The sequence below is a fragment of the Methylobacterium iners genome (assembly GCF_022179305.1).
Lineage (GTDB): Bacteria > Pseudomonadota > Alphaproteobacteria > Rhizobiales > Beijerinckiaceae > Methylobacterium > Methylobacterium iners.
This window is the reverse complement of the sequence record NZ_BPQP01000030.1, coordinates 98,785-119,774: the sequence shown is the minus strand read 5'-3', so window position 1 is coordinate 119,774 and position 20,990 is coordinate 98,785. Positions and strand designations below refer to the sequence as shown.

Genomic DNA, 20,990 nt, shown 5'->3' with positions numbered 1-20,990 from the left:
CGAGACCGGTCTCGACGAGGCGGCGAACTTCCGCGTCGATCTTCTGGGCAGTGGCCTCCGAGACCGTCTGCTGGCGGCCCATCGACATGCCGAGGAAGACCTCGTCATTGTTCTCGCCGTACGCCACGGTGCCGAGCTCGGGCGAGAAGCCCCAGCGGGTGACCATCATCCGGGCAAGGCGCGTCGCCTGCTCGATGTCGGACTGAGCACCCGAGGTCACCTTGTCGGCGCCGAAGGTCATCTCCTCGGCGATGCGGCCGCCCATCATGATGGCGAGGCGCGAGGTCATCTGCTCGAACGACATCGAGAGCTTGTCGCGCTCGGGCAGCTGCATGACCATGCCGAGTGCGCGGCCGCGCGGGATGATCGTCGCCTTGTGGACGGGATCGGTGGCCGGCACGTTGAAGGCGACGATGGCGTGACCTCCCTCGTGGTAGGCGGTGAGCCGCTTCTCGTCCTCGGTCATCACGAGGGTGCGCCGCTCGGCGCCCATCATGACCTTGTCCTTGGCGTCCTCGAACTCGTGCATCGTCACGATCCGCTTGCCGCGGCGCGCGGCGAGCAGGGCCGATTCGTTGACGAGGTTCATCAGGTCGGCGCCGGAGAAGCCCGGCGTGCCGCGGGCGATGACCTTGAGGTCGACGTCCGGCGCCAGGGGCACCTTGCGGACGTGGACGCGCAGGATGCGCTCGCGGCCGACGACGTCCGGGTTCGGCACCATGATCTGGCGGTCGAACCGGCCCGGGCGCAGCAGGGCCGGGTCGAGCACGTCGGGGCGGTTGGTGGCCGCGATGATGATCACGCCCTCGTTGGCCTCGAACCCGTCCATCTCCACGAGGAGCTGGTTGAGGGTCTGCTCGCGCTCGTCGTTGCCGCCCCCTAAGCCCGCGCCGCGGTGGCGGCCGACCGCGTCGATCTCGTCGATGAAGATGATGCAGGGCGCGTTCTTCTTGGCCTGCTCGAACATGTCGCGGACACGGCTCGCACCGACACCGACGAACATCTCGACGAAGTCCGAACCCGAGATCGTGAAGAAGGGCACGTTGGCCTCGCCCGCGACCGCCCGGGCGATCAGGGTCTTACCCGTGCCGGGAGGGCCGACGAGGAGCACGCCGCGCGGGATGCGCCCGCCGAGCCGCTGAAACTTCTGGGGGTCGCGCAGGAACTCGACGATCTCCTGGAGATCCTCCTTCGCCTCCTCGACGCCCGCCACGTCGTCGAAGCTGACGCGGCCAGAGGCCTCGGTGAGGAGCTTGGCCTTCGACTTGCCGAAGCCCATGGCGCGGCCTGCGCCCGATTGCATCTGGCGCGAGAGGAAGATCCAGGCGCCGATGAAGACGAGGATCGGCAGCCAACTCACCAGCAATTGGATGAACCAGGGCGTGTTGTCCGACGGCGGACGCGCCGTGATCTGCACACCCTTGCCCTGCAGCTTCGAGACCAGCATCGGGTCGTTCGGTGCGTAGGACGTGAAGTTGCCGCCGCCGACATAGGTGCCGCTGACGTCCTGCCCCGAGATCACGACCGTCTGGATCTTGCCGGCATCCGCGTCGTTCAGGAGCTGGCTGTAGGCGATCTCGCTTCCGCCGCCGCGGTGACCCGGATTCTGGAACAGGGTCACGAGCGCGAGCACCAGAAGGAAGATGACGACCCACAAGGCGAAGTTGCGGAAGTTGGGGTTCATCGATCAATCCCTGAGGGAGCGCCCGATCATCGCGCGAAGGCGCGCGTTACTCCGGACGCTCCGACCCAATGTAGGCAGCGCGCCGACCCTTGCCAAGTAAAACAGGGACCCCTGCGGCAAGGCCTTCCGGCGACGGTTAGCCGGCCCTTCGCGGCGGGGCGAGGCGGAAGCTCAACCTGCCGACCGGGGTCACCTCGATCAGGATCCCGCGGAGCGTCCGGCGCAGGGGCGTGCGGGCTCGGAGGGCCGGCAGGAGGTCATCGAGGACGAGCCGTTCCAGCCGCTCCAAGCGCAGTGGCCCCGTGCCGCCGGCCTCCATGATCGCCGCATCCACGACCCGCAGGAGGATCGCCTCCGGAAGGCCCCGCAGACTTGAACCATCAAGGATGAGGCCGGCTTCGGAGGATCTGCGCGCCGCGGCGAGTGCAGAACGGGCGACCTCTGTCAGGGCCGCGTCGTCGCGTGCGGCTCGGAGGGCGACGCGGCAAAGCCGTTCGACGCTCAAGCCCTCATGGGCGAGGAGGGGCATGAGCCCTCTCAGTCGGACACGGGCGAAGCGATCGTCGGCGTTCGATGGGTCCTGCAGGGCGAGGAGGCCATGAGCCTCGCAATAGGCGACGAGCGCAGCCTTGGGCGTGGCCAGGAAGGGGCGGGCGAGATCGATGCCGGGTCGCAGCGGCCGCTCCCCCCGCATGCCGGCGAGTCCACCGGGGCCGCTTCCCGCGATGAGGCGCATCAGCACCGTTTCGGCCTGATCGTCCTGGGTATGGCCGGTGAGGACGACGACGGCGCCGATTTCCTGAGCGCATTGTGCCAGGAGGCAATATCGGGCGTCCCGCGCCTCGGCCTGAACCCGGCTGGCTGGCTTGGGGCCGCGCCATTCGAGAAGATGGTGTGGAAGTCCGAGCCGCGAGGCGGCGGCGGCCACGCCTTCCGCCTCTTCACGGCTCTCAGGGCGTAGTCCATGGTCGACCGTGGCGACGGATAGACCAACCCGCGGCGAGAACGCCGCCGCGACGTGCATCAGGGCCGTGGAATCCGGTCCGCCGGAGACGGCGAGCAGCACGTCGCCTCGGGCGAGCGCAGGATCGAGATAGCGCCGCAGCGCCCGCGCGAGCGGGTCGTCCGCACTCAAGCGGCGCAGCGCGCGCGCTTCTGCTCCCGCGCCACCCCCTGCCGGACAGTCGCGCCGGCGGAAGGGAACTTGCGCTCGAGTTCGGCCAGCGTCGCGCAGGCCTGCTCCCGGGCACCGAGCGCGTTGAGCGAGGCACCGAGCTTCAGCATCGCCTCGGGCGCCTGGGGCGAGCGGGCATAATCGGTCGAGACCTTCAGGAACTGCTCCGCCGCCTCGCGATTCCGGTTGCGCTGCAGGTAGCTTTCACCGAGCCAATAGGTCGCCGCCGGCACCAGGGCGTCACGGGGATGCGATTGGATGAACCGACGCAGGCCCATCTCGGCCTGCTCGTACTGGCGCTCGACGATGTACGCGTAAGCCTCGTCGTAGTCGGAGCGGGCATCGCCCGTGCCGGTCGCGGCCACGCTGCCGCTCGGGCGCAGAGCGCCCGTGGTCGGCACCCGCGAAGGCGGCGTCAGGTCCACGGGCCCTCCGAGGCCGGGGGGCGTCAGTTCGACCTCCTCCTCGTCGCCGTCGATAGCCGCCGAGGGTAGGCTCGGCGGTCGGGGAAGCGTCGCGACCGGGACGGGTGTACCCACCGGTTGCGGAGCCGCCGCAATCGGCGGGGTCGTCCCAAGGGGGAGGGGCGCTCCCGGGCGACCGGGATTCTGCTCCGGATCGAAGGCATCGCTGCGCTTGGGCGGCTTCGCCGCGCCCGGGTTCGTACCCGACGGCGCCGGCGCGGGCTTGGCGCCCTTGCCCTCGTTCAGGCGGAACTCGACGTCCTCCTGAAACTTGCGCAGCTGCTCCTTGAGCTGCCGGTTCTCGTACTGCAGCGTCTCGATCTGCCCGGCCATCTGGCGCGACTGGTTCTCCAGCCGCCCCAAGCGGACGACGAGTTCGGATGCATCCTGTGCCAAAGCCCCGATCGGCGTAGCGATCAGGCAGGTCGCGAGAAGCAGGCGGCGGAACATGGCTGTCGGCACCGGTCGATCATTCCGTATGAGCACGCGGGGAGCAAAGTCCGCTCCCCGCGGCGAAATTGGGGCCGCGCGAGCGTTACGAGCCGGCGCCGCGATCAAGCACCGTCACGGCGCGGCGGTTCTGCGACCAGCAGGAGATGTCGTTGCAGACCGCCACCGGCCGCTCCTTGCCGTAGGAGACCGTGCGGATGCGGCCGGCGGCGATGCCGCGCGAGGCGAGGTAGTCGTTCACCGACTGGGCGCGCCGGGCGCCGAGAGAGAAGTTGTATTCGCGGGTGCCGCGCTCGTCGGCATGGCCCTCGATCAGGAAGGTGTAGCGGGGGTAGCGCTGCAGCCACTGCGCCTGCTTGTCGAGGGTCGCGGTCGCCGTCGGCGTGAGATCGGTCGAGTCGGACTCGAAGAAGACGCGGTCGCCGACATTGACCACGAAATCTTGGGCGCTGCCCGGGCTGGCGGCGCCAGCTCCGAAGCCCGAGGCGTCGGCGAGGTCCTTGTCGTTGGTGCAGGCGGCCACGCTGAGCGCGGCGCAGAGGGCCGCCGCCAGCGGGAGCACGCGGAGGCGCGCAATCGTCGTCATGGTCTCAAGGTCTCCTGAGGCGGAACCGGGGGCCGACGGTCGGCGCTTCGGGTTTCCGCTTGGATCGGAAGGCTCTCTTCTAGGGTGATCGGGTTAAGCGAAGGTTCGATCAACCTTGACGGAAGGTTTCGTACCGCTTGCGGCGTGCGAGGGCGCACTCGGCCGGGGCGAGCATGCGATCGCATGAGCCGAGAATGCGGCGCGGACGCGGCGCGGTGCCACGCCTGCTCATGCCACCGCCCAGCCGTTGCGGCCCTACAACAAAGGCTTGGACGCCACCCGTGCGGAGAGCCTTCGCGTCGACGAAGCGACCGAAGCGAAGCGGCGGCGTTGAGCCAAGCTTAACCATTCCTCGCTTTTCTTTCCGCCGGCCCAAGCGCGGACCTGCCCGATGACCTCCCGCCCGCACGTCATGATCGTCGAGGACAATTACCTGCTCCTCGATGCCCTGACCGCGGTGTGCGAGCAGCACGGCGTGGGCGTCGTCGCAGCCTCGAGCGGAGAGGCGGCCCTGACTCTCCTGCGCCAGCGCGGCGCTGCGATTGACTGGCTCCTCACGGACATCAGCCTGCCCGGCCTCGTCGACGGCTGGAGCGTGGCGCAAGCCTATCGGGCGATCCATCCGGACCGGCCCGTGATCTACGCCTCGGCCGGCGAACGCCGCGAGCGCAGCCCGGTGTCACGCAGCCTGTTCCTGCAGAAGCCGCTTCGCACCCGTGAGATCGTCGAGATCGCTCAAATGATGGCGCAGACGACGGCGCGGGCGCCAATGGAAGCGGCTGGCTGAGCCGCCCGGATCAGGCTCGCGCCTTCGCAGTCTCAAAAATCTCGGCGATCTCCGGCGTGCCGAGCCAGACATCCACCCGCGTGCAGGCGAGTGCCTCCGACGTCAGGCCGTCATAGATCGAGAAGCTCTGTGCGAGGAAGCCTCTCAGGTCATAGAGCCGCGGGAAGGTGCCCTCGGCGGGCTTCATCTTGAAGAGATAGGAGCCGGTCAGGCCGTAGGTCTCCGCGATCGGCGGATAGACGGGCCAGACCACGTCTCGCGCCAGTTCGTCGCCGAGATAATCCTCGACCTCCACGGGCTCGGGATCGAAGCCGCTTTCCTTGAGGAGACGCCGGGCGATGTCGCCGATCACGAAGGCCTTGGGGTGGTTCAGCACGTGCATGAAGCTCCCGCGCCGTGGCCAACGCGCCAGCTCCTGGTCGAGGGAAAACCCGACCTGAGCGGCGCTCGCCAGGAGATCCCGTACGGAATCGTCCCAGGCATCGAGGTAGCCGAGCCGAAGGAAGACATCCTCGCGATAGAGCGTGATCGTCTGGTCCACGCTCAGTCCGAGCCTGTGAGCGCAGAGCGCGATGGCGGAATGGTACTGCCCCATCGGCGAGGGCGCGAGCTTCAGGGCGGCAAGGCTCGACACCGCGCCGGCATAGACCATGTCGGGATGGAAGGCGGGAAAGACGATCGTCGGGAAGGGGCGCAGGCGCGGGTCGCGCTCGCGCAGGCCGACGAAGCCGCCGGGAATGAGGTCGGGCGGAAAGAACTGCGAGAAGACGTGGTCGTAGCCCGAAAGGCTCCGGGCGAGGCCATCGGCGTCGCCGTAATCCTGCCTCAGGGTCGCCATCGGCACGAAGGTCACGGGGCTCTGCGGCGCCATCAGGCGCATGGCCTGCGCAACGCCGCGCGCTTGACAATTGCCGATCACGGCGATCTTCGGACCGAGCCGGGCAGGGGCAGCGAGTCTGGCCTTGCGCCACGGTCTCGCCCAGGATGGCGCCGACAAGCTGATCGCGTTGAGCGCGCGCCGGGGCAATCTGTGCAGCGCCAAGGAAAGTGCCGGGTTTTGCGGGGACAAGGCCGTTCAAAGCGGTCCGCGTCTTGGCACGGAGCCGGTGAGGGAGAGGGTCGTCGATGCCGAGCAACCCCTATAGCGGTCTACCGGCCGAGCGGTTCTGGCGCAAGGTCGTCACCAACGTGCCCCCCTTCGCCGTCGATCCGCGACCGCGGGACACCTTCGCCATCAGCCGGACCGACAAGGTCGCGACCGGCGGCTCCTGCTTCGCCCAGCGGGTGGCCGACGCCCTGCGCGAGGCCGGGTTCAACTACTACGTCACGGAGGCCGCGCCCGCCGGCACGAGCGCCGAGGCGGGGCGCGACCGCCAGTTCGGCACCTTCTCGGCCCGCTACGGCAATCTCTACTACACCCGCCAGTTCACACAGCTCTTCGACCGGGCCTTCGGCACCTTCGAGCCGGACCTGAAGGCCTGGCTGCGCGAGGACGGGCGCTACGTCGATCCGTTCCGCCCCACCGTGGAGCCCGCCGGCTTCGCAACGGAGGACGAGGTCGTGGCCGCGCGGGAGGAGCATTTCGCGCAGGTCCGCGAGCTCTTTCGGACCCTCGACGTCTTCGTCCTGACGCTGGGGCTCACCGAAGGCTGGCGCTGCCGCTTGGACGGGGCCGCGCTGCCGCTGGCGCCGGGCGTCGCGGGCGGGACCTTCGACCCCGAGATCTACGAATGCGTCAATGCCGGCGCCGCCGAGGTGCTCGGCGACCTCCAGGGCTTCCTCGACCGGCTCTGGAGCGTGAACCCGGCCGCGCGAGTCATCTTCACGGTCTCCCCGGTGCCGATGATCGCGACCTACATGGACCGGCACGTCATGGTCTCGAACAGCTACTCGAAATCCGTGCTGCGCGTGGCGGCCGGCGAGGTCTGCGCGTCCGGCGACCCGCGGGTCGTCTATTTCCCGGCCTACGACATCGTCACCAGCAACGTGAATGCGGGGCGCTACTACAACGACGACCAGCGCACGATCACGGATGCCGGCGTGCGCCATGTCATGCGCTCGTTCCTCGCGACCTTCGCGCAGGACCGGGCCGAGCCGGCGCGCGCGGCGATCGGGGTCGCCGGGGAGTTCGAGAGCACGGCCGGCGTCATCTGCGACGAGGAGGAGATCGAGCGCAGCGTGGCGTGATCCCTTCGATACTCAAGGCCCTTCCCCGGACGGGTGGAGCGAAGCGGACCCCGATCCGGGGCCCAGCACGAGAAGCCGCGAAGCGTCCGAACCCTGCGCCTTCAGCCATGAGCCGCTGACGCGGCACTCATTCGCTGGATCCCGGATCACCTTCCGCTGACGCTCCAGGCGTCCGGGAAAGGACGGCCCCGAACATCGCCTTATTGCAGGTGCCGGGCGTAGGTATCGCCGGCCGCCCGCTTCAGCTCCTCGCCCGCTTCACGCCCGATCCGCGCGGCGTCCGCCACCGAGCCGGAACGCTGCGTGCCCCAATGGGCGCTGCCATCGGGCAGGAACAGCAGGCCGTCCAGCGCCAGCGTGTCGCCGTCGATCCGGGCGAGCGCCGCGATCGGCGTGCGGCAGGAGCCGTCGAGCTCGGCCAGAAGACCGCGCTCGGCCGCCAGTTCCGCGGTCGCCCTGGGCGAGGCGAGCGGCGCCAGCAGGGCGCGAACGTCGGCATCGGCTTCCCGGCACTCGATGCCGAGGGCGCCCTGCGCCACGGCGGGCAGCATCTCCTCGACGGAGAGGACGCTGCGGGCCATGTCGGCCATCCCGAGGCGCTCCAGCCCGCAGAGCGCCAGCAGGGTCGCGTCGCAGGTGCCTTCCTCGAGCTTGCGCATCCGGGTGTTGGCGTTGCCGCGCAGGGGCACGATCGTGAGGTCGGGCCGGCGCATGAGCACCTGCGCCGCGCGTCTGAGGGAGGAGGTCCCGACGCGCGACCCCGCGGGGAGGCCGGCGAAGCCCTGCGCCCGCGTCGATAGGAAGGCGTCGCGCGGGTCGTCGCGCTCGAGGATGCAGGCGATGATCAGTCCCTCGGGCAGCCAGGTTTCCACGTCCTTCATCGAGTGGACGGCAACGTCGACCACGTCCGCGTAGAGGGCCTGCTCCAGCTCCTTCGTGAACAGGCCCTTGCCTCCGATCTCGGAGAGCGGCCGGTCGAGGATGCGGTCGGCCACCGTGTTGACCACGACGATCTCCGTCTCGAGACCGGGATTGGCCGCCACGATCTTGTCGCGGACCATTCCGGTCTGCGCCAGCGCCATCGGGCTGCCGCGGGTACCGATGCGGAGAGGACGCTGAAGCATGGCGGGGGCACTCGTCACGAAAACTGACACGTCTTGGTACGGTCTCCCCGCCCGCGTGTCACCTTGGCTGGACGCCCGCCCTGTTCAGAATGCCTGCAGCGTCAGCTCCGTGTGCTCCACGCTGGGCGGCGCCTCGAAGCAGGGCGAGACCATCGCCCGGTAATCCTTCCAGTCCTGAGACTGGGTGAAGCCGATGGTGTGATCCTCCAGCGTCTCCCACTCGATGAGAAGGCGGTAGCGCTGGGGCTTCTCCAAGGAGCGGCGCACAGCGAAGGAGCGGCAGCCCTTGGCGCGCCGGAAGAGCTTGGCCGCCTCGGCGATGCCGGCTTCGAACTGGGCCTCCATCCCGGCCTTCACGTCGATCTGTGCGATTTCGAGGATCATCGGCTGCCTGCCTCGTTGGATTGAGTTCTACTGGAGAGGCCGCCCGAGCTTGCGCGCCAGGATGCGCTGCGGGCTCCGCTCGGGGTCGACCTGATCGGCGACGGCGAGGTAGGCCGTCTGCTCCAGCATGTAGCGGCCGCCCATCGCCCCGTGCATCACGAGGTCGGAGAAGGTCACCCAGGTCTGGCCGGGCGCGAACTCCACGTCCGCCTGTGGCGCCGAGCCCTGATAGGTCATGTCCTGCTTCAGCGCGTCGTGCAGGTGAAGCATGAGATGATCATATTCCGAGCGCCGCGCCTTGGTGATCCGCAGGGCGGACAGCAGCCGGGCCGAGAGCGGCGAGTAGCCGGGCAGGCGCGGCAGGAATTTCTCGGCCATCGACCCGAAATCCTCGCCGACCCGCCAGAGGCGCGACTGACCGTTCGGGTTGATATTGCGGAAGATCCGAAGAATGCGCTTCTCGCCGATCGGGTTCGAGGGGAAGGCGTCGACATGAAGCCGGGTGTCGTCGCGCCGCCAGCTCAGCTTGCGCTGGTCGACGTCGAAGGGCCGGTAGGAGGTGCCGGCGAAGGAGACCTTGCCCGCATAGGCGGGCAGGTGCCGCTCGATCAGGTCCCTGGCGAAGGCGCGATAGCGGATCAGAAGGTCGCGCAGCCGTGCCTGCTCCTCCTCAGTGCCGGCCGCCCCCTTCAGCGTCGCCGCCTCGCCCCGGATGTTCACGTTCTTCGCCTTGCCGTCCGCGAAGGGGCGTTCGACGAAGCGCTGCTCGAAGGCGTCGAGCGGAAAGTCGAGAGACGGAAAGACGAGGACCGCGCCGCCTTCCAGGGCATCCACCAGCGGGGCGCCGGGGCTCGCGCCCGCTTCGGGCACGGTGAGGATCGGACTGATCATGGGGCTGTATCCTGACGGCCTTGGTCTTGAGCGCCGTGTAGCCGAAGGGGTGCCTCGTTTCCAAGCGCCCGTGATTTCCGGTGGATGAAGCCGCGTGCCGGTTGCCAGGAGGAAGTGTCAGGCCCAACGATCCGCCGGAAACCGCGGACTTCCCGCGCACGTTGATCGACGATCCGGGTTTGTTCCGGCCTCGAGGAAGGCGCCGATGGCGACGTTGAAGGAATTCGAGGAGGCGCTGCGGGAGCACGGCATGCACATGGCGCTTGCCCTGCTCGAGCGCCTGCGCGAGCGCGACCGCGCCACCCGCACGGTAAAACCAGCCCGGCGCCTGACCGGCCAGAAGATGACGCCGGAGCTCGCCCGAGCGATCCTCGACCTTCACGCCTCCACGGGCATGACGCAGCAGGAAATCGCCTTCAAGGTCGGCGTCAACCAGGGCCGCGTGAACGAGGTGATCAAGCGCGGCAAGTGGCTGAACGACGATCCGCACGCACCGGAGGCGGTGGCCCGCGACCGTGCCAAGGCGCGAATGCGCGGCGATCCCAAGCCGAAGCGACCACCCGCACTTGCCTCCGCCAAGGCGGCGAAATCGGGCGCCAAGCCGAAGCGCCCCGGCCCCCAGGGCCAGTTCGTGTTCGGCGACCTCTAACGGCCTTGAGGATCGGGGAACCGGGCCTCCCCGATCCGGGGTTTCCGTCGATATCGCGCATCGGGCGTGCGAACCAACGGGAACGCCACCATGCTCCGCATCGCCCTTGCGGCCAGTATCACCTTCGCGGCTTCAGCCGCCCAGGCCCAGCGCCCCTCCACGGTCGACATGTCGTGCCGGCAGGCACGCGCGACGGTCTCACAACAGGGCGGCGTCGTGCTCGGCACGGGTGGGGCGACGTACGACCGCTTCGTGCGCGACCGCGGCTTCTGCGAGGCAACGGAAATCACGACGCGCGCCTTCGTGCCGACCCGCGATGAGCCGGGCTGCTTCATCGGCTACCGCTGCAAGGAGCCCGGACGCGGGGATCGCTTCGGGAACTTCTGAACATGAAAACGCCCCGGCCTAATGGCCGGGGCGCTCCCCTTACAGGAAGGCCGCGATCAGGCTGCCTGCTGCACCGAACCTTCGATCACCGGAGCGTTCGTGGGACGGCCCGAGGCGATCTGGATCTGACGCGGCTTCTTCGCCTCCGGAATCTCGCGGACGAGATCGATGTGGAGGAGGCCGTTCTCCAGCACCGCGCCCGTCACCTGGACGTAGTCGGCGAGCTGGAACCGGCGCTCGAAGCCGCGGGCGGCGATGCCCTGGTGCAGAACCTCAACCTTGCGGTTCGCGTCGCCCTTGCGCTCACCCTTCAGCGTCAGCGCATTCTCCTTGACCTCGATCGAGAGATCGGAATCCGTGAAGCCGGCAACCGCCACCGTGATCCGGTAGGCGTTCTCGCCGGTGCGCTCGATGTTGTAGGGCGGATAGGTCGGAACCGCATCGGACGCGACGAACTGGTCGAGGGCCGAAAACAGGCGATCGAAGCCGACGGTGGAGCGATAGAGGGGAGCAAGATCGAACTGACGCATTACATATCCTCCTTAAGAAGCAACATGCATAGGTGTGGTCCGCCCGAGGGCCGGACCCTTGCGCCGCCATATTGGCCGGCACAGAACAAATATCGGGGGCGCGCGGACGGGCTTCAAGAGCCTGGACACGCCGTTCCCGCAGGATTTTTCGAGGGTCCTTTGCGATCGTTACCTGCTGAGGCTTGGCTACCCCGATGCTGACGCTCAACTCCACACCCGGCAACCCGGTCCCGCCCGGCGGCGTCCTCGTCTCGCTGCGGGCGGATGACGGCGTCGAGCTGCGGGCCGCCCATTGGCGCCCGACCACGCGAAACGTGAGGGGAACCGTCTGTCTCTTGCAGGGCCGGGCCGAGTTCATCGAGAAGTACTACGAGACGATCGGCGACTTGCGCCGGCGCGGCTTGGCCGTCGTCGCCTTCGACTGGCGGGGGCAAGGCGAATCCGGACGGCAGGTCACCGATCCGCATAAGGGCCACGTCGCACGCTTCGACGATTACCGCCGCGACCTCATGGCCGTGCGGGATTCCATCTTGCGCCCACTGTTGCCCGAGCCGCATTTCTGCCTCGCCCACTCGATGGGCGGTGCGATCGCTCTCACCGGGGCTTTCGAGGGTTGGCTGCCGTTCCGGCGCATCGTCACCGTGGCGCCGATGCTCTCCATCCGGATGGTGCGCTTTTCGACGGCTGCCGGCCTCCTTGCCCGGGCAATGCACCGGCTGGGCCTCGGGCGTCGCTACATCTTCTTTGGCAACGGAACGTCGATGGCGACGAAGCCCTTCGCGGGCAATCGGCTCTCGACCGACCCCAACCGCTACGCCCGCAACGCCGATGCCGCACGGCAGGTCGGGGCCGGCGCGGTGGGCGATCCGAGTATCGCCTGGGCCGCCTCGGCCTTCCGGGCCATGGCGCGGCTGAACGACCGGCGGGTGGCGCCCGCCATCGCCATCCCGACCCTGATCGTCGCGGCCGGTGCCGATCCGGTCTGCGGCACGGCCGAGACGGAGCGCTTCGCCGCCGCGCTGCGGACCGGCGATCTCATCCTGCTGCCCGGCGCCCGACACGAAATCCTGTCCGAGCGCGATGCGGTCCGAGAGGATTTCTGGGCCGCCTTCGACGCCTTCATTCCAGGCAGCGAGCCGTTCGACAGGGAAAGGATTGGCGCAGCGGCGGAGGCGCGGGTCTGAGGGCGCTATACGGCGCGCTCAGCCCGCACGATGCCGGGCTGGCCCGTTCCCTCACCCGTTGAGCATGGCCATCGCGGCCGCGTGCAGCCCTCGATCGCCGGCCGCAACGATGCGGCCGCCAGCCGCCGCCGGGCCGCCCTCCCACGTCGTCACGACGCCGCCCGCGCCCTCGATGATCGGGATCAAGGCGACAATGTCGTGGGGCTTCAGCCCAGCCTCCACCACGAGGTCGATCTGGCCGGCCGCCAGCATGCAATAAGCGTAGCAGTCGGTGCCGTAGCGCGACATCCGGACAGCCGCCTCGACCCGGCCGAAGCCTTCCCGCTCGGCACCCTCGGCGAAGAGCCTCGGATCGGTGGTCGCGAGCAGGGCCTCCGCAAGGCCTTCGCACCGCCGCGTCCGGAGGTCCCGCTCGCCGCGCGGCCCCCGGAACAGCGCGTGCGCGCCGTCCCCAGAAAAGCGCTCCCCCAGATAGGGCTGGTGCATGAGGCCGCGCACCGGCACGCCCTGATGCATGAGGCCGATCAAGGTCCCCCAGCTCGGAAGCCCGGCGATGAAGGCCCGGGTCCCGTCGATCGGATCAAGCACCCAGGTGCACTCGGCCTCCGGGTGGTCCGAGCCGAACTCCTCGCCGATGATGCCGTGCGTCGGAAAAGTTCGCCGGATCATATTGCGCAGCGACACTTCGGCGGCGCGGTCCGCCTCGGTGACCGGATCGAAGCCACCACCCGCACGCCCCTTGTCCTCCAGGCCGAAGGCCGCGCGGAAGAAGGGCAGGATCGCGTGGCCGGATTCGGTGGCGAGGTCGTCCATGAAGCGGGCGAGATCGACGACGCTCATGGGGCTGCTCCTGACGATCCGCGCCTCGCGCACCGGTTCGCGCGAACGAAGCGATGTCGCGCCCGCGGCGTCAAGCCTCAAGCATCGACGGTCGCCGGACTGACGGCGCGCGGCGGAGCCGCGCTCGCCCTGGTCTGCGGCGTGTCTGCCGTCGCCGCGGCCAGGACGGTCTCCACGGCGGAACGGAAGGAGGCCACAAATTCGTCCGCGCCGACCGCACGACGCTGTGCGTCGTCGGACAGCGCGTCGTCATCCGCCTGCCACAGGCCGACGACGACCCGCGCCTCGGACACCCGCCGCCTCAACCGGCCGACGAGCCGGCGCAGATGGGTTGGCTCTCCGCTGATCGCCAGCGAGACGATGCAGACCATGCGGGCAGGGCCCGGTTCGAAATTCGTGATGTTGGCGCGCGCCACGTCCGAGAAGGGTACGACCCGGGTGCCGACGCCCCGCCGCGCCAGCAGCTGAGCGAGGATCGCGCAGGCCGCCTCGTCGATGAAGCTGCGGCCGGCGACGCACAGCACGGCGCCCTTCTCCCGCCAGGGCGCAGGGATTTCCCCGGGCAGGGGGGAGGATTCGCAAGGGTCTGCGACGAGGTTCTCGCGCTCCTCCATCTCCGCGATCAGCTCGCTGATCGAGGCGCGAATGTCGGTCTTCTGCTTGGCGGTGAGCACGCCGCGCACGGCGTCCCGGGCGGCGAGCTCCAGCCCCTTGAGCACGACCTCGTCGTAATAGGCCGGCAGAGAGCATTTATGCAGAAGAAGGTCGGCGTGCTCCTGCGCCTCCTCAGGGTCGTCCGCGAGAATGCGTTGGTAGAAGTTCTCCACCGGCGTCAGGGCCGGCCTGTTGCCGAACAGGATGTCGAGAAATTCCAGCTTCTCGACGTGGCGCCCGAGCACCACGAGGCACACGGTGAGCGGCGTCGAGAGCAGGAGGCCGACGGGTCCCCACAGCCAGGTCCAGAACAGGGCGGAGACCAGCACCGCGAAGGGCGACATGCCCGTGGAGTGCCCGTAGAGCATCGGCTCGATGAAGTGGCCGACGAGAGGTTCGATCACGAGGAACAGGATCAGGGTCGCGATGACCATCGACCAACCCGGATCGACGGCGGCGGCGATGGCCAGGGGGAACACCGCCGAGAGGACGGCGCCGATATAGGGCACGAACCGCATCACGGCCGAGAAGATGCCCCAGAGCACCGGGTTCGGCACGCCTATCAGCGTCAGGCCGACACCCACCACGACGCCGAAGCTGGCATTGAGCGCGAGCTGGACCAGGAAGTACCGGCTCAAGCGCCGCGCGGCGTCGTCCATCGCCACGGTGGTCCGGTGCAGGTCGCTCGATCCCGCGAGCCGGATCATGCGATCGCGCAGATCCTCTCGCTGCATCAGCAGGAAGAGGACCACGATGAAGACGATGCCGATCGTCGCGAGGGGATGAAGCACCGGCGACAGGATCGTGCCCGCCATCTCGATCGGGCTCGGCTGACGCTCGCGCACCTCGACGAGCACGGGCTTGACCGGCGGCGCACTCGCATCTGCTGGGGCCGGCTCGGGCTTCTCGGCCTCGCCCTCAGGCTGGCGCATCGAGCGGCCGATATTGGAGACATAATCCGTGGCCCGACCGATCGGGCTGTCGCGCAGGCCCTCGACCTTGCGCTCGATCGTGTAGCGGTAGCGCGGCACGTCGCCGGCCAGATCGGCGAGTTGGACGCCGATGAGAGTGCCGAGCGCGCCGACCACGCCGAGGGTCAGCAGGACCGAGGTCGCGACCGCGAAGAAGCGGCCGAAATGGAGCTTCCGCAAGAGGTTGACGAGCGGTCCGAGCACGAAGGAGAGCAGGATCGCGATGGCGATCGGGATCAGCACCTCGCGCCCGAAATAGAGTCCGGCCACGATCAGCCCGGCAACGATGAGCGACGAGGCGAGGGCTGGTGGCGGGGCCTCGACCGCCGCGACCCGCGTTGCACGGGGCGGGGTGAGGAGAGGCTTCGGTCTCGTCAGCATCCGGTTTTCGCCTCGACGTCACGTAGCCGCTTCCACGAGAGGGGCAGCCGCCGGAGGAACCCCGGGTGACGGGAAACGATCCGCCCGAGGCTCGGCAATTCTGACGAATCCGTGATCGGCCGAGCCTTTTGGGCTGAACACCGAACGAGAGCAGCGCATCTAAGTTGCACAAATAATCAGCACGCTCGCCAAACGTGCAAAATTCAACGTTTCGGGAGCGCGGCCGGCTGATAATTTAGAGAATTGTAAACCTTGCTGACCAAACCTGGATCAGACACGAGGAGTTGATCAACCGGGGCTTGCAGGTGGTGACTTCCAAAACGGGGATCAAATCTTCATCGTCGCGGGTCGACACAACGGGCGGCACCGGCCTGAAGGCCATCGCCGACGAGATCGCGCAGCTGAAACGGGTCTCCGCCGACAAGAGCCGGCGCATTCAGGGCATCACCGGGCAGGTCAAGATACTGGCCTTGAACGCCCTGATCGAGGCCGCCCGCGCCGGCGAGCTCGGCCGCGGCTTCTCGGTCGTCGCCCAGGAGGTCCGTTCCATCGGCGCAGAGGTCGAGGCGGTGGCCCGGGCGCTCGAGGCGGAAGTCTCGGACCGCATCGCGGAACTTCAGGGTCGGGTCCAGGCCTTTTCGGATTCCTCGCAGAACGACCGCATGATCGACCTCGCGCTCAACGCCGTCGAGCTCATCGACCGGAACCTCTACGAGCGCACCTGCGACGTGCGCTGGTGGGCGACCGACACCGCGATCGTCGATTGCGCGGCCGAGCCAACGCTCGAACGCACGGCCTACGCAAACCAGCGTCTCGGCGTGATCCTCGGCGCCTACACCGTCTACCTCGACCTCTGGCTCTGCGATCTTGGCGGAAGGATCATCGCCCATGGACGACCCGACCGTTACCCTGGTCTGATCGGCCAGAATGTCTCCGGCGAGATCTGGTTCCGGCAGGCGGCGGCCCTCGCGAACGGCGACGCCTATATCGCCGCCGACGTCGCGGTTCAGTCCGCTTTGGGTGGCGCGCAAGTCGCCACCTACTGCGCGAGCATCCGCGCCGGCGGAGCCACGTCGGGCAAGCCGCTCGGCGTGCTGGCGATCCATTTCGATTGGGAGCCGCAGGCACGGGCCATCGTCGAGGGCGTGCGCGTCGCACACGAAAACCGCGGTCGCACGCGCGTGCTCCTCGTCGATTCCCACCGGCGCGTCCTCGCGGCCTGCGACGGACGGGGAATTCTGACGGAGACCCTGACCTTCGACCCGGGCAGCCGCGCCAGCGGCGCGGACCGCGACGCCCAGTCCGGGATCGTCACCGCGTTCCATCGCACGCCGGGCTACGAAACCTATCGGGGTCTTGGCTGGTACGGTGCAATCGTTCAGGAACCGGCCTGAGAGGAGGCCTCACACCACGACGGGCAACGCCTCCTGCACGCCCACGCCGAACACGCGGCTGTAGCGTGCGACTTCCGCCTCGGGTCCGATCGCCTTGCTCGGGTTGTCGGAGATCTTCACCGCCGGACGTCCCTCCGCCTCGATCACCTTGCAGACGATCGAGATCGGATCGAGGCGCCCCTCCGCAACGAGCCCGCGGAAATCGTTCGTCAGCAGCGTGCCCCAGCCGTAGCCGATCCGCAGGCGTCCGTGGAAGTGTCCGTGGATCCGCTCAATGTCGTCGATGTCGAGCCCGTCCGAGAAGATCGCGAGCTTCTCGCGCGGATCGGAGCCGCGGCGGAGCCACCAGGCGATCGCCTCATCGCCGCCGGCGATCGGCTCCTTCGAATCGATGCGGATGCCCGTCCAGGCGCTCAGCCAGTCGGGCGCGTTCTTCAAGAAGCCGGTGGTCCCGTAGGTGTCGGGAAGCATCACCAGCAGGTTGCCGGCATAATCCTGCTGCCAATCGGCCAGCACCGCGTAGGGCGCTCGCGCCAGCGCCGCGTCGTCCTCGGCCAGTGCCGAATAGACCATCGGCAGTTCGTGCGCGTTCGTGCCGACGGCCTCGACCTCGCGGCGCATGGCGATGAGGCAGTTCGAGGTGCCGAGGAAGGCCTCGCCTAGTCCTGCCCGCATCGCCTCGACGCACCAATCCTGCCAGAGGTAGCCGTGGCGCCGCCGCGTCCCGAAATCCGCGATCGAAAGTTCGGGCAGGCGCTTCAGCCGCTCGATCTTCTCCCAGACCCGCGTCATCCCGCGGGCGTAGAGGACTTGCAGCTCGAACTTGCTCAACGCCCGCAGCACGCCGCGCGCCCGCAACTCGTTGAGAATTGCGAGCGCGGGCACCTCCCACATCGTGGTCTCGAGCCAGGGTCCATGAAAGGTGAGGACGTACTGCCCGTCGCGGACCTCGAGCTCGTAGTCGGGCAGCCGGAAGCCCTCCAGCCATTCCATGAACTCGGCCGAGAACATCTGCCTGCGGCCGTAGAAGGTGTTGCCGCGCAGCCAGGTGGATTCGCCGCGGCTGAGGCCGACGGAACGGGCGTGATCGAGTTGCTCGCGCAACTCCCCCATATCGACGACGTCGGCGAGGCGCAGCGAGCGGCTCCGGTTCTGGATGCCGAAGGTGACGCGGGTGTCCCGATGGCGGCGGAAGATCGTCTGCGCCATCAGGAGCTTGTAGAAATCCGTGTCGAGCAGCGACCGGATAATCGGGTCGATCTTGAAGTTGTGGTTGTGAACCCGCGTCGCGAGATCGAGCATGGGGAGGTACGCCGACCGCGGGTCGAGCCGCCCGCCGCGCCTAGAGGCACATGCGGGGGCCGCTCAAGTCAATCCGGCCCGGGGTCCATAGCCCAGCCCCGCCCGCTAGGCCAGATCGACCTTCTTCGTCTCGGTCTTCGGCGACTCGCCCGTCACCGTCGCCTTCACGTAGCCGTAGAGGTGGAGCATCGTGCCGTTTGGGCTGTCCCAGTACTCGCCCTTTTCGGGGTGGACGCGGATCAGCGCGACCTCCGGATCGGTCTTCCCGTTGGGGAACCAGGTCTTCATGCTCTCGGTCCACTTGTCGTTGATCAATGCCTGATCGCGGATGACCTCGGCCTTGCCCGCCACCGAGACGTAGGTCTGGTTCGACGGATCGGAGAAGGCGAGGTTGATCTGGTTGTCGCGGCTGATCTCCTCGGTCTTCGGCGAATGCAGCTTGGTGAAGAACCACAGGTCGCCGTTCTCGTCCGTCTCCTGGCTCCACATCGGGCGGCTGTAGAGCTTGCCGTCCGGATCGGCCGTCGTCATCATCGCGACCTTGATGTCCTTGATGAGCGAGAACAGCTTCTTCGCGCCCTCGTGGTCGCGGTGGTTGCCCTGATGCATCGGTCGTTACTCCAGATTCGGTCTGAGACTGCTGGGACGCCCGGCGGCCCGTCGCCGCGATGCCGTGCGGCATCCGACGGGCCTGCGGAGGGTCCGGAGGTCGCCTCGTCAACGGACCAGCGCGGCAATGGTTTCGGCGCCTCGGCCGCAGACGGCCGGCGGCGTCGATCCGGCGCCGGGCGCCTCTCGGTCGCCCTCGCCCTCATCCTCCTCGGCTCCGGTCTTCCGGGGGGTGCCGAGGCGCAGGTCCGCTTCGGCTCCGGCGTCCGGATCGGCGGTCACGACTTCTCCCATCGCCGCTACGGCAGCGTGAACATCCGCCGCGTCCAGCGGCTTCCCGGGCCTCCCGGCTGCCGCATCGTCCCGAACGGCAGCTACCGCCGCGGCGACGGCAGCCTCGTGCGCGGCCGGATCGAGCGCTGCAACCTCGTCGCGATCCCGCCCTGGCGCCGCCGCTGATCCTCCGGGCGCCGTTCGAGCTGGCGTTTCCCGCCCGCGGGGCTACATGGTCGTGAAACCCCGACGACAGAGCGCGGAAGGCCGGAGGCCACCCGCGACGGAGCCCGAACCTTGGCGATCACCCGCGACGACGTGCTGAAGGCGCTGGCGGCCATTCCCGCGGACGACAGCGGGACGACATTGGCCGCGTCGGGCCGCCTCTCGCAGGTCGTGGTCGATTCCACCAACCGAGTCATGTTCTCGATCCTGGTTGACCCGCGCGAGGCCGAGCGCTTCGAGCCCATCCGCCGCAAGGCCGAGGGCGTGGTGCTGGCGATGCCCGGCGTCTCCGGCGTGTTCGCCAGCCTCACTTCCGAACGCGGGCCGAACCAGGCCGCGCCGGCCCCGCGGCCACCCTCGCCCGGCGCCCAACCCGCCCAGCCGCGCACCGGTCCCGCCCTGCCGGGCGTCCGCCACATCGTCGCCGTGGCCTCGGGCAAGGGCGGGGTCGGCAAGTCGACCACCGCCTGCAACCTCGCTCTCGGGCTCTCGGCGCAGGGCCTGAAGGTCGGCCTCCTCGACGCCGACATCTACGGGCCTTCCGTGCCGAAGCTGTTCGGGCTCTCGGGCAAGCCACGGGTCATCGAGGAGCGCCTTCTCGCCCCGATGGACGGCTACGGCATCAAGGTCATGTCGATCGGCTTCCTGATCGAGCCCGAGACGGCAATGATCTGGCGCGGGCCGATGGTGCAGTCGGCGATCACCCAGATGCTGCGCGAGGTCGCCTGGGGCGAGCTGGACGTCCTGATCGTCGACATGCCCCCCGGTACCGGGGACGCGCAGCTCACCATGGCTCAGGCGACGCCGCTCTCGGGGGCGGTCATCGTCTCGACGCCGCAGGACCTCGCGCTGATCGATGCGCGCCGCGGCGTCACGATGTTCCGCAAGGTGGCGGTGCCGATCCTGGGCGTCATCGAGAACATGGCGACCTTCGTCTGCCCGAATTGCGGGCACGAATCCCACATCTTCGGCCATGGCGGCGCCCGCGCCGAGGCCGAGCGGCTGGGAGTGCCCTTCCTCGGGGAGATCCCGCTCAACATGACGATCCGCGAGACGTCGGATGCCGGCCGTCCCGTCGTGGCGATCGATCCGGACGGGCCGCAGGCCAAGGTCTACCGGGCCATCGCGGCGGAGCTCTGGAGCAAGCTCGCGGGAGCGCCGGCAAGCCGCGCGGCGCCGCGCATCGTCATCGAGTAGCGGGCATGCCGCCGGTTCTCGGCGTCATCCTGGCCGGCGGGCTCTCGCGCCGGATGGGCGGGGTCGACAAGCCTCTGCTGCGGCTCGGCGGCCGGACCCTGCTCGACCGGGTGCGCGAGCGCTTCGCGCCGCAATGCGGAGCCGGGCTCATCCTCAACGCGAACGGCGACCCGACCCGCTTCTCCGGCTTCCATGGCCCGATCGTACCTGACGACGTGCCCGGCCATCCCGGCCCTCTCGCCGGAATCCTGGCGGCCCTGGACCATGCGGTCCTCCACCATCCCGGCGTCACCCATGTGGCGAGCGTCACCGGCGACGCGCCCTTCCTGCCGCTCGATCTCGTCTCACGCCTTGCCGAAGCCGGGTCGACGGCGCCGATCGCGGTGGCGGCCTCCAACGGACGCCAGCATTTCACGACGGCCCTGTGGTCGCTGACGCTGCGCGGCGATCTGAGGGCGGCTCTGGTCGAGCGCGAGGAACGCCGAGTCGGCGCCTACCTGGCCCGGCAGGGAGCGATCGCGGTGGAATGGCCGGCCACGCCGCGCGATCCATTCCTCAACGTCAACACGCCCGAGGATCTCGCGCTGGCCGAAGGCTTGCTCGCCGAAAGTTAGGGAGCTCTCAGCGACGGCCGCCACCGCTCCACAGCGTCTGGCGGATCGG

22 protein-coding genes are annotated in these 20,990 nt (G+C 68.7%); 9 read left to right on the top strand and 13 right to left on the bottom strand.

Features of this window, described 5'->3' with window-relative positions:
* The 4 genes from ftsH to pal all read right to left on the bottom strand — a co-directional run.
* A partial coding sequence (gene ftsH / locus MFF55_RS10795; protein WP_238244087.1) for an ATP-dependent zinc metalloprotease FtsH occupies positions 1–1,684 on the bottom strand: 1,684 nt, incomplete at its 3' end.
* Between the two features lie 136 nt (positions 1,685–1,820).
* A complete protein-coding gene (tilS, locus tag MFF55_RS10790; RefSeq protein ID WP_373874785.1) occupies positions 1,821–2,828 on the bottom strand; it encodes a tRNA lysidine(34) synthetase TilS in 1,008 nt (335 codons plus the stop codon).
* Complete coding sequence (ybgF, locus tag MFF55_RS10785) at positions 2,816–3,772, bottom strand: tol-pal system protein YbgF (RefSeq protein WP_238244085.1); 957 nt, start codon at positions 3,770–3,772, stop codon at positions 2,816–2,818. The genes tilS and ybgF overlap by 13 nt, the downstream gene beginning before the upstream one ends.
* Before the next feature lie 85 nt (positions 3,773–3,857).
* Positions 3,858–4,358 (bottom strand): peptidoglycan-associated lipoprotein Pal, encoded by a 501-nt coding sequence (gene pal / locus MFF55_RS10780; RefSeq protein WP_238244084.1) that lies wholly within the window; start codon positions 4,356–4,358, stop codon positions 3,858–3,860.
* 391 nt (positions 4,359–4,749) lie between these two features.
* Between pal and MFF55_RS10775 the strand changes: the two genes are divergently transcribed.
* A complete protein-coding gene (locus MFF55_RS10775; protein ID WP_238244083.1) occupies positions 4,750–5,145 on the top strand; it encodes a response regulator in 396 nt (131 codons plus the stop codon).
* A gap of 10 nt (positions 5,146–5,155) precedes the next feature.
* On the opposite strand, the gene MFF55_RS10770 is transcribed toward MFF55_RS10775, so the two are convergent.
* The gene (locus tag MFF55_RS10770; RefSeq protein WP_373874784.1) at positions 5,156–6,172 is read right to left on the bottom strand and encodes a WcbI family polysaccharide biosynthesis putative acetyltransferase; all 1,017 of its coding nucleotides are present in this window, start codon (positions 6,170–6,172) and stop codon (positions 5,156–5,158) included.
* A 98-nt stretch (positions 6,173–6,270) separates the two neighbouring features.
* On the opposite strand from MFF55_RS10770, the gene MFF55_RS10765 reads away from it, so the two are divergent.
* Entirely contained in the window at positions 6,271–7,332 is a 1,062-nt protein-coding gene (locus MFF55_RS10765) for a GSCFA domain-containing protein (protein WP_238244081.1), read from the top strand.
* Between the two features lie 200 nt (positions 7,333–7,532).
* On the opposite strand, the gene hemC is transcribed toward MFF55_RS10765, so the two are convergent.
* From hemC to kdoO, 3 genes are all read right to left on the bottom strand, one after another.
* Positions 7,533–8,456: a hydroxymethylbilane synthase gene (gene hemC, locus MFF55_RS10760; protein ID WP_238244080.1), complete on the bottom strand. Its 924-nt coding sequence runs from the start codon at positions 8,454–8,456 to the stop codon at positions 7,533–7,535.
* An 84-nt stretch (positions 8,457–8,540) separates the two neighbouring features.
* Positions 8,541–8,840 (bottom strand): antibiotic biosynthesis monooxygenase family protein, encoded by a 300-nt coding sequence (locus tag MFF55_RS10755; protein WP_238244079.1) that lies wholly within the window; start codon positions 8,838–8,840, stop codon positions 8,541–8,543.
* A 27-nt stretch (positions 8,841–8,867) separates the two neighbouring features.
* Positions 8,868–9,731, bottom strand: a complete 864-nt coding sequence (kdoO, locus tag MFF55_RS10750; protein WP_238244078.1) for a Kdo hydroxylase KdoO — start codon at positions 9,729–9,731, stop codon at positions 8,868–8,870.
* Positions 9,732–9,936: 205 nt separating this feature from the next.
* On the opposite strand from kdoO, the gene MFF55_RS10745 reads away from it, so the two are divergent.
* Entirely contained in the window at positions 9,937–10,380 is a 444-nt protein-coding gene (locus tag MFF55_RS10745; RefSeq protein WP_238244077.1) for an RNA polymerase subunit sigma-70, read from the top strand.
* Between the two features lie 90 nt (positions 10,381–10,470).
* Positions 10,471–10,767 (top strand): hypothetical protein, encoded by a 297-nt coding sequence (locus MFF55_RS10740; protein WP_238244076.1) that lies wholly within the window; start codon positions 10,471–10,473, stop codon positions 10,765–10,767.
* Positions 10,768–10,823: 56 nt separating this feature from the next.
* Here MFF55_RS10740 and MFF55_RS10735 read toward each other — a convergent pair whose 3' ends face one another.
* Positions 10,824–11,297 (bottom strand): Hsp20 family protein, encoded by a 474-nt coding sequence (locus MFF55_RS10735; RefSeq protein ID WP_238244075.1) that lies wholly within the window; start codon positions 11,295–11,297, stop codon positions 10,824–10,826.
* A gap of 194 nt (positions 11,298–11,491) precedes the next feature.
* Between MFF55_RS10735 and MFF55_RS10730 the strand changes: the two genes are divergently transcribed.
* Positions 11,492–12,481 carry an alpha/beta fold hydrolase gene (locus MFF55_RS10730; RefSeq protein ID WP_238244074.1) on the top strand — a complete coding sequence of 330 codons (990 nt, stop codon included), beginning with the start codon at positions 11,492–11,494 and terminating at the stop codon, positions 12,479–12,481.
* A 51-nt stretch (positions 12,482–12,532) separates the two neighbouring features.
* On the opposite strand, the gene hisN is transcribed toward MFF55_RS10730, so the two are convergent.
* Both hisN and MFF55_RS10720 read right to left on the bottom strand, forming a co-directional pair.
* The gene (gene hisN, locus MFF55_RS10725) at positions 12,533–13,321 is read right to left on the bottom strand and encodes a histidinol-phosphatase (protein ID WP_238244073.1); all 789 of its coding nucleotides are present in this window, start codon (positions 13,319–13,321) and stop codon (positions 12,533–12,535) included.
* A gap of 77 nt (positions 13,322–13,398) precedes the next feature.
* Positions 13,399–15,327 carry an AI-2E family transporter gene (locus MFF55_RS10720; RefSeq protein ID WP_238244072.1) on the bottom strand — a complete coding sequence of 643 codons (1,929 nt, stop codon included), beginning with the start codon at positions 15,325–15,327 and terminating at the stop codon, positions 13,399–13,401.
* Positions 15,328–15,635: 308 nt separating this feature from the next.
* On the opposite strand from MFF55_RS10720, the gene MFF55_RS10715 reads away from it, so the two are divergent.
* On the top strand, positions 15,636–16,721 hold the full coding sequence (locus MFF55_RS10715) for a methyl-accepting chemotaxis protein (protein ID WP_373874783.1): 1,086 nt from the start codon (positions 15,636–15,638) through the stop codon (positions 16,719–16,721).
* Positions 16,722–16,730: 9 nt separating this feature from the next.
* On the opposite strand, the gene MFF55_RS10710 is transcribed toward MFF55_RS10715, so the two are convergent.
* Complete coding sequence (locus MFF55_RS10710; protein ID WP_238244071.1) at positions 16,731–18,023, bottom strand: nicotinate phosphoribosyltransferase; 1,293 nt, start codon at positions 18,021–18,023, stop codon at positions 16,731–16,733.
* 105 nt (positions 18,024–18,128) lie between these two features.
* Positions 18,129–18,632 (bottom strand): pyridoxamine 5'-phosphate oxidase family protein, encoded by a 504-nt coding sequence (locus tag MFF55_RS10705; protein WP_238244070.1) that lies wholly within the window; start codon positions 18,630–18,632, stop codon positions 18,129–18,131.
* Positions 18,633–18,836: 204 nt separating this feature from the next.
* On the opposite strand from MFF55_RS10705, the gene MFF55_RS10700 reads away from it, so the two are divergent.
* The 3 genes from MFF55_RS10700 (at position 18,837) to mobA (ending at position 20,941) form a co-directional block, all read left to right on the top strand.
* A complete protein-coding gene (locus MFF55_RS10700) occupies positions 18,837–19,091 on the top strand; it encodes a hypothetical protein (protein WP_238244095.1) in 255 nt (84 codons plus the stop codon).
* A gap of 111 nt (positions 19,092–19,202) precedes the next feature.
* Positions 19,203–20,327 (top strand): Mrp/NBP35 family ATP-binding protein, encoded by a 1,125-nt coding sequence (locus MFF55_RS10695; protein ID WP_238244069.1) that lies wholly within the window; start codon positions 19,203–19,205, stop codon positions 20,325–20,327.
* 5 nt (positions 20,328–20,332) lie between these two features.
* The gene (gene mobA / locus MFF55_RS10690; protein WP_238244068.1) at positions 20,333–20,941 is read left to right on the top strand and encodes a molybdenum cofactor guanylyltransferase MobA; all 609 of its coding nucleotides are present in this window, start codon (positions 20,333–20,335) and stop codon (positions 20,939–20,941) included.
* Positions 20,942–20,990 lie beyond the last annotated feature (49 nt).